Genomic DNA, 8,463 nt, shown 5'->3' with positions numbered 1-8,463 from the left:
TTGTTTAAACTTCATAGTAAGAGCGCCTCCTTGATGTATTGGGTTAAACCCCTTCGACAAATCCATCATACCGAGGCGCTCCTTTTTTGACAAAGCCCAAATCTTAGGCCTTACAGGAATGTTTAGCCACACATGCGGCGCAAGCGCCGCACCACAGATGATGAAAATTGGTCGAAGAATCTGTCAATACTGCTACTATGGCTGGGAGAGGAAGGTCGATAAGCTATGGTGCCATAGAGCCCATCCGTTAGTCTGACTCCAACGACCACGGTGCATCACAGATTGTCGCTCCCTTTTGGGAAGCACTCATGGGAGATTAATCCTACTCTGGTTGCTGCACCAGCCTCATTTTTATGTTCAGCCTTGAAAGGTCTTTGGCACTTTAATTTCATAACTCTTCTCAGGCACAGCCTTTTTTTAAAAAAATCATTCGGCTAGGTCTACTTTATTATTGTCTTTTTTAGGTTTTTCGCAGATTTAATTTTCATGGGAGCTTAATCCAGTCCTCATTTTCAAGTCTGATATTCCCCCATTTCCCACCCTGAACGTCGATTTTCTTTCCGTGGAACAATAGCAAAAAAACGGCTCTGTTCGCATGTTTTGCGAAAGGGCCGTTCTTCGTTTTTCTTTGATTTTCTCGAAAAAGATAGACAACTTACTGAAAAATGATCGTAGACATCTGCACAAAATAGGAAACTTTGTACATATGTCCTACCTAGGCGTTGAGCTAACTGGCAGTTTAGTGCAGAAATAAGTTTATATTGACAGGGGTTATTTGGAAATAATATACTGAATCCAATCAAATACGGACTAAACGCAATGATTGGGAGTATTAAGGAATAACTATTGCTCAGAGAACTGTCGGCTGGTGCAAGACAGTCAATAATTTCCCCAACTCACCCATGAGCGGTAAGATCGAAAATCAGTAGATCCTAACGGCTAACCTCCGTAACCGGGTTCTAAGTTTTCGTTGTCATTTTAATAAAACCAACGAATCAAGAAGAGTGGTACCGCGAAGGTCAAACCTATCGCCTCTTTGTAGGCGATAGGTTTTTTCTATTCTTATACAAGGAAATATTACTATTTAAGGGAGGAATTGCGGCAGATGAAGAATGTTATTGATTATTATTCTAGCTTTGACGAATGGGGATAGTTGGATGGTGAACCATAATTTACATTATATAAGGCGATATTTGTCTTCATTTGGAACTGTGCTAGATAATGGTGCAGGACCAGGTAAATACTCACTCACTTGAATTAGCTAGACTCGGATATAACGTATGGAGTTTCATCTCATCTGTTATATATATGTAGAAGGAAATAAAAGATTTTTTCATTTAGAGATTGTTTAATTTACATGAAAGAGGCGATGTGTATGTCTTGCTTCATATGCGACAAACATACTGGAATTTCTAACCAACCACCTGGTGGGTATATTTATGAAGATGAGCACTGGATGGTCTGCCATTTTCCTGCTGAACAATCGGTTCTAGGTCAATTGGTGATAGAATCGAAACGGCATTTCCTCGATTTCTCTGATATGACAGATGAGGAAGCCGGAACGTATGGATATCTGGTTAAAAAACTTTATTCGACGCTCAAACAGATCACGGATGCGGAACGGGTTTATTCTCTTGTAACTATCGACGGAGTCCCGCACTTCCATGCACATTTCATCCCTCGAATGGGTCAAAGCGAAACGAAAGGCATGAAATTCATTACACAGAAAAAGTCATGTGATGAAAAAGAAGCCATTGAATTAGTCCAGAAACTATACGAAAAGTTTAACTAGAATCATCGTTTCGACTAACGGGCACGAGTGGAGGAGCTTGCTAAACGGCAGCTCCTCTTTCCATTAAAGTAACGGGCAGGTTCGACAAGTTCTGTTATAAGCGTGAATAGCGTGAAATTCAGGAGATTAAAATTGAATAATCTTAACTTTACAACCGAGGATGAGAATGAAGGAACCATGTATCCGGAAATCATCCCGCCAATACTCCTGCGCGCGTCCTGACTAACAGGTCATGAGGTGTGAAGTACAGGTAGATTCGGCAGAACAAAGGCTGGAGCCAATTTTAGGTATGCCAATGGATATGCCGCGCGGCTGAAAAGCTGGATAGGGTGAGTATGGTTCCGTGGAAGGAACTGACGAACAACCGAATGTACAGGTCTAAAGTTACAGCATTAGGAAACTTATGTACCATCCTACGATGGGGTGAGCGGCGTAAAGTAAAAATCTGCCCTCTGAAATACGCTATACCGAACTATGGCGGTATTAGATCTCACAGGCCTAAAGGAAGCACCTAAGTCCAGAAAAAAAAAAAAAAAAGCTAGGTTGTAAGGGACTTGGAAAGCAAGGCACGTCGCAACAAGGGCTGTTACCCAAGACGGTTGCAATAAGGCACATGCCGAAATGTATTAAGCCTCGTGAGGGTAGGGGTACGACTGATGAATCTCCTGTAATGGGAGTGGAAGAACAGCCCCAAGTCTAACAGAAAAGAACAATCATTTTCCAAACGTGAATGGCACCGGTCGGGTAAGAACGTGGGAACATCGCCTCAAAAAGGAGGGATGCCACAGTGCAAGCTCTGCGAAATTGGGAGTACTACGGCATGACGGAATCTTTTACAGATTTATACGAGAGAGCCAGCAAGCGCGAATCCTTTTCACACCTTTACGATCTCATCACATCTAGAGAAAATATTCGGCTAGCTTATCGAACGATGAAATCGAATAAAGGATCAAAGACGCCAGGAACAGATGGGAAAACCATCACAGACATTGAAAAATGTTCCGAAGATGAATTAGTAAGAGAAATCCAAAACAAACTGAAATGGTACCGCCCCAAGAATGTCAGGCGGAAATTTATAGAAAAAGACAATGGCAAATGGCGACCGCTCGGAATTCCTTGTATTCTCGAAAGAATCATTCAGCAATGCTTTAAGCAAGTTCTTGAACCCATAGCAGAAGCACATTTTTACAAACATAGTTATGGTTTCAGACCTCAAGTAGAAAAATAAATATATAGACTGGCAAGCCAACTGCAGACGAGCTATCGTCGGCGAACCGGGTTTCCGAAGAATATGGTCAGTCAGTCTACAACTTTATTTAGTCTAATACTTTATTTTATTTCCTCGCTCGCACCAAAAATGAATGGTATGAGTGGGGGTTAAACCAAAAAATATCGTTAAGGAGAGCTTCAATGCAGCCCGAATCAATCCATGAACTTGAATCATCACCCATGTTTCAGCTATCGTTGTCCTCAAAAGAATTGTTCCATAGCAATCTGCTATCCTGGTTGTTTATAAATTACAAATCGGAGAGTTCGCGGTTGCTACATCCCTATATTGGGGATCATGCGGAAGAATTTTTCTTGTTTAAGGGGTACCGCCACATGCCCATCAAGCTAAGAACTAAGAAAAAGGACCAGATGCTACTGTTCGTCACTTGATCCAAATCAATTAGCTTAGAACTGGATTTTGTACAGACTTAAATAAGCCTTGGTGGCTTCGGTTTTAAAAATTTCAATTTCCTAGGCAGCAGATCGTGATTTCTGTCTATACTCATAGACTACACCTAGAATGTCAAATACGGTTTTCTTCTCATACCGATGTGACTTGCATCCGTTCTTTTCAATCATCCGAAAGAATTGGAGAAGCACCCGCTGTACATCATCCGCTTGCTTTTTCATGGCATCATGTAGAGAAAGAAAATATTCTTTTAAGATACAGATTACTTTGAATTCACTGGCTTCTTTCTTTTTCTTCATCAACAAAAGCCTGCGCATCTGAAACATGAGAGAAGAACTAAGCAAAATGGCGATCAACTGCCCGTATACATGACATTCAAAACGTTCAGTTTTGATCGGCTTGCATCGGTCAATATGGAAGATGGATTTCCACGTTTTAAATAAAATCTCGATTTGCCAGCGTAGGGAATACAGGTCATGGACATGCTCTTTTTTTAAGTAGATGTCAGGGGCATTGGTCATGTAGATATTGATGGCACTTAAACGCTTTGTTCGTTCTTTATAGGTTACGTTTTTCTTTTTCTCCTGTTTAGCACGCATCAGGAGCCGCTTTTGAGTCTGTTCTTCCGTAAGTTTGTAAATAAGAAGCCGTGTGTGAAATTTTTTATAAAGACCCAGATACACATCGGGAAGTTCCACCATTTCTCCAGATTGAAGACGATTCATAATAGCTTCCAGATCGATTTCTTTGTACAATGATTGCTTTTTTACCCTGCCATCTTTGAATTGTTCAACTTCCTTGTTTTGTTCATATACGCGGACATTCAATTTTAACCGCGAAACATAAAAAGCTCCTCGCTGCTCTATTTCTTCGAAGTCTTCTAAACAAAAGTAGCCCAAATCTCGAATACAAAGATCGTTCATTTCCACCGTTTTGGCTCGTTTTGAGCCATATAGACCGTCGTTGTTTTTTCCGGGGCCAACGTCCACTTGTAAGAATTCTCCGGTTTTCAACTCGTATTCGAGTTGTATTTTCATGCCAGCCGTATGAGAACTTCCTCCGGATCCCTGATAACGGTCGGCATAAGGATCTGGAAGTTGAAAAACAGTCGAATCCAGAATACGGATCCGATGAAAATAGGAGTTACATTCACAAGGCAGCGAAAGGGAAGTCGAGATTTTTTCTTGGAGAAGCGTTGAAAAGAGGGATTGAAGGAAGGCAACTGCAGAAGGATTGAACCGCTGGTTCAATCCTTCTGCGCTCATCGAAAGCTGATTGGAGGCATCAAGTTGGCTACATAATCGTGCTAGGGGTGTCACAGCTACATGATCATTTAAAAAGACACATAAGGAAACCAAATCCTGCGCGGTATATTTGCTCTTTCGTTGGACGAAGCCAGCTTTTCTAGCGAGCTCCTCAAGTTGGGTAGGAGAAAAATGATGGTGAAGCTGTTGGGCTAGTAAATGCATTTCTTCGCTGATAGAAAGTGGAATAGAATTCATGGCAAACCATCCTTTCTATGGAATTATGCTTGATATAGAAAGGATAGCCTATTATTCCAGTTTGGGGTATAGATTCATCTTAGCTTGATGGGCATGTGGCGGTACCCCATATATTTCGCAAAGATATTATGGTGGCGGTCAAAAGTTGGGAAAATCTTAAAAGTATTCGGTTATTTAAGATGGGATAACACTATAGAAATACATATCGCGTCTCTAAATTCACCATTAGTCTTTCAGCGGGTTCTGAAAAAGACGATACGATATGCACAGGAACACGGACATTTAATTGAATATACATCAGCCATCATTCCATATGGTAAGCTTATGGATCGCTTTGGGGAGGCCATTGTATCTGTCAGACCTTTAGGCTTAATAGGACAAATATGGAATGGGGGTATTGCCTCGAAATTTGTTGGCAACGATGTTAAATATAATGTTTCTCACCCACTTAAAGTTGTCATTGATCCAAGTAAAATCCATGCTAGAAAACGGGCGAGTGTATGACTGTTATCAGCCTTTCTACCACCTTTTTATAGCGTTAGATTGTTACCTATTTAGCAATTACCCTTGCAGAACGAAATTGGATTAGTCATAAAAATGTATTTAATGCCACATAATGATAGTTTTAAATGAGCACTCAAATGGAAATTTCAATAAATTTTATTGGTTATAGTATATTACAATGAAATGGTGATATAATGTATAAAAAGAGGTCAAAGTAGGTGTAGTAATGCAGAGTGATGTAAAGGTTGTTTCCATTGAAATGACGAACGTGAAAAATGTGAAATATGGAAAAATAGATTTTGATTTAAACAATGACAATATATTAGACGCTCAAGTTATTGGATTTTATGGACAAAACGGATCAGGTAAAACAGCGGTGGTAGAATCCTTTAGTATATTGCAATCCCTATTAAATGGTCAGGTGTTACCTTCAAAAAATCAACGTCTCATCTATGAAGGTCAAAAAACTCTATGTCTTGAATTTGAATTCATCGTGCAGAGTGGTAATGTAACCAACAAAGTTAATTACCGCGTAGAGCTTGAATATGAAGAAGATAAAATGGTGGTAAAATCGGAGAAGGTCAGAGCAAAAGAAGCAAAGTACGGCAAAATGTTTATTTATATCAATGATGAAGATAGCCCGATTGAATTACGACAAAAACCAAAACAAGAGGTTGAAACTCTCCTAGTTGGGATTAAATTGCTGTCCGAACAGGTAGAGGGATCGTTATTTTTTAGTAAGATAGTAAGTAGCCAATCCGAAAAACTATTTAGTGGTTTTGATTTATTGGTTTATAAAGCACTGAAGGAGCAGTTCGCTAAAAATCTACTCGTAATTAAGAATCTGCAAGAAGGCGTATTTCCTTCCTATTTATTTTATAATTTCACTTCTAAACTAATTGAAAGTAGCACCTACCATATCAAAGATGATGTTTCTTTATCGAAAGAACAATATAAGTATTTGTCTTCCGTCATTGAGCGAAACAATTTGGTAGTTAGTGCAATCATTCCAGGCTTGTCTGTGCATCTCAAAGATATGGGACGAACGACCTTATCCAATGGTGAGGAAGGAGTTCGTGCTGAATTTAGATCTAAAAAGGGAGATATTACGTTACCTTTGAGTGCGGAATCGGCTGGGACTTTAAAGTTATTTGCGATCACGACATCACTGATTTCCGTCTTTCACAATCCATCTGCTTGTGTGATTATTGACGAATTAGATGCAGGTGTTTTTGAATACCTACTAGGGGAGTTAATTGAAATTTTCCAAGAGTACAGTAAAGGACAATTAATTTTTACTTCTCATAATTTGCGAGTACTTGAAAAATTATCACCACAGAATATATGGTTTACGACCACGAATGAGAAAAAAAGATATATTAAATTTAAGCATCTGCAAAAAAATAATAACATGCGAAATGTATATTTACGCACGCTTTTGGTAGGCGGCCAATCCGAGTTTTTATATGAAGAAACGAATCCTATTAAAATCGTTCGATCCTTCATTGAGGCGGGGATCACGGATGGCGACTAAGCGGAAAAAGGTTTTATTTGTTATTGTCGAAGGCGAATCGGATGGCCACTTGTTTTATGAAGAACTAGCGCGGAAATATACCAAAGAGTTAGTGGTCATCAGGGCGTATAAAGGTGACATTTTTACCGATCTCGACCAACGAGGTGTGGAGATTAGAGAACGGATTAGACAATTCTTTCTTAAACGAATGGGGGAATTGCGGTTAAATGATTTTTTAGGAATATTACATTTTTCAGATACAGATGGAGCATTTGTCACAGATGACAAAATTCAGGTCGACCCGAATCAAGATAGAAATGTCTTATACAAAGTAAATGGTATATTCGTTAATTCCATAGAACAACAAGAAAAGATGCAATTTCGGAACAAAGTAAAGAAGGACAATACCCATGTTGTACGATTTATAGACAGTATTTCTTATAACAAAGTTAAGATTCCATACCGTTTGTTCTATCTATCACAGCATTTAGAACATGTCGTGTTTGATGAATTGAATGTTCTGCTACACGAAAAGCAAAAAAAAATTATAACTTTCCTAAAAACAGTAGGGACACAACCAACCGTTCATAATTTGCTGATCAGTCAACTTCCTCCGCTTCCAGCGAACGTATTAAATAAGCATGTGGAATCATGGAAATTCATTGATCATGGGGATCATTCCCTTCAAAGATATACTAATGCAATACTCATGTATGAATTCATCGATCAATTATTAATCAAATAGGACCGACAAAATGCAGGTTGATAATAAAGTTATTGAAAAGCCAGCTTTTATGTAAACGACTCAAAACTAAAGGATCAGCCGTGGCGGATCCTTTTTCACTTCTGGGATCCCTAATATATAATCCGGTGCAAGTTGGAGTATGTAAATAAATAAAGCGAGGCGAAAGCACTACCTCCTATCTCAATTTCTTATCATCATCCGACAATAAAAACGGCTGCAATTCTAGCCGTTTTTTTAGTGCCGATATGTATTCCCGGCTATTCCTTATTTGTTACTATTAAAACAAGGAATGAGAAAGCCCTGCCAAAAAGCATACTTTTGAGCACAACAAAAATGGGTTTGTATTTTAGACGTAATTTCAGCAAAAGATCAGAATCCGGAACGGCAGCTCTGTTCGTGATGGACAATTGGCGTTAAGGCTTAATGATCCTGTTAGTTGAACGAAGTTAAGCTAATTGTGGTTGGCTCCAGCTTTAAATTGATGGATAAAGTGCAGTTAGACTGAATAGTAGACACAGATTATACTAGATTCAATAACATGAACGAGGGAGCCTGTGTCTATGAAAAAGAGGGATCATGATGAAACGTACAAGAAACAGACGGTTCACTATATAAAGGAGAGTGGGAAATCAGTAGCTGAGGTCGGACGGGAATTAAAGATCAACGCCAACACCCTATATGGCTGGTTGAAAAAGTATGCTGGTGAGCCTGAAGTCGTTGCTGTGCAAG

At 39.3% G+C, this 8,463-nt stretch carries 7 protein-coding genes and 1 other annotated feature; of the genes, 6 read left to right on the top strand and 1 reads right to left on the bottom strand.

Features of this window, described 5'->3' with window-relative positions; all coding sequences use genetic code 11:
• The first annotated feature begins 810 nt into the window (after nt 1-810).
• Nucleotides 811-1,039, top strand: a binding site (T-box leader).
• A 318-nt stretch (nt 1,040-1,357) separates the two neighbouring features.
• Complete coding sequence (locus G9U52_RS38800) at nt 1,358-1,792, top strand: HIT family protein (RefSeq protein WP_166158791.1); 435 nt, start codon at nt 1,358-1,360, stop codon at nt 1,790-1,792.
• A gap of 787 nt (nt 1,793-2,579) precedes the next feature.
• The gene (locus G9U52_RS38795) at nt 2,580-3,020 is read left to right on the top strand and encodes a hypothetical protein (protein WP_311765002.1); all 441 of its coding nucleotides are present in this window, start codon (nt 2,580-2,582) and stop codon (nt 3,018-3,020) included.
• 512 nt (nt 3,021-3,532) lie between these two features.
• Here G9U52_RS38795 and G9U52_RS38790 read toward each other — a convergent pair.
• A complete protein-coding gene (locus G9U52_RS38790; protein ID WP_166158793.1) occupies nt 3,533-4,963 on the bottom strand; it encodes an IS4 family transposase in 1,431 nt (476 codons plus the stop codon).
• Between the two features lie 96 nt (nt 4,964-5,059).
• Between G9U52_RS38790 and G9U52_RS39655 the strand changes: the two genes are divergently transcribed.
• The 4 genes from G9U52_RS39655 to G9U52_RS42040 all read left to right on the top strand — a co-directional run.
• A complete protein-coding gene (locus G9U52_RS39655; RefSeq protein WP_207953487.1) occupies nt 5,060-5,476 on the top strand; it encodes a hypothetical protein in 417 nt (138 codons plus the stop codon).
• A 226-nt stretch (nt 5,477-5,702) separates the two neighbouring features.
• Nucleotides 5,703-7,010: an AAA family ATPase gene (locus G9U52_RS38785; RefSeq protein ID WP_166158789.1), complete on the top strand. Its 1,308-nt coding sequence runs from the start codon at nt 5,703-5,705 to the stop codon at nt 7,008-7,010.
• Nucleotides 7,000-7,734 (top strand): hypothetical protein, encoded by a 735-nt coding sequence (locus tag G9U52_RS38780; RefSeq protein WP_166158787.1) that lies wholly within the window; start codon nt 7,000-7,002, stop codon nt 7,732-7,734. Before G9U52_RS38785 ends, G9U52_RS38780 begins: the two co-directional genes overlap by 11 nt.
• Before the next feature lie 560 nt (nt 7,735-8,294).
• Nucleotides 8,295-8,463: transposase (locus G9U52_RS42040; RefSeq protein ID WP_166158785.1), on the top strand; the 169-nt coding region annotated here is incomplete at its 3' end.

The sequence above is a fragment of the Paenibacillus agricola genome (assembly GCF_011440305.1).
In the GTDB taxonomy this organism is placed as follows: Bacteria; Bacillota; Bacilli; order Paenibacillales; family NBRC-103111; genus Paenibacillus_S; species Paenibacillus_S agricola.
Note: the sequence above shows the minus strand (reverse complement) of the source record. Positions and strands in the feature narration are given on the sequence as shown.

Excerpts from the sequence above, each read along its gene's own strand:
- G9U52_RS38800 (WP_166158791.1), top strand. The coding sequence starts at position 1,358 with ATGAAAGAGGCGATGTGTATGTCTTGCTTCATATGCGACAAACATACT.
- G9U52_RS39655 (WP_207953487.1), top strand. The coding sequence starts at position 5,060 with ATGGGCATGTGGCGGTACCCCATATATTTCGCAAAGATATTATGGTGG.
- G9U52_RS38785 (WP_166158789.1), top strand. The coding sequence starts at position 5,703 with ATGCAGAGTGATGTAAAGGTTGTTTCCATTGAAATGACGAACGTGAAA.
- G9U52_RS38780 (WP_166158787.1), top strand. The coding sequence starts at position 7,000 with ATGGCGACTAAGCGGAAAAAGGTTTTATTTGTTATTGTCGAAGGCGAA.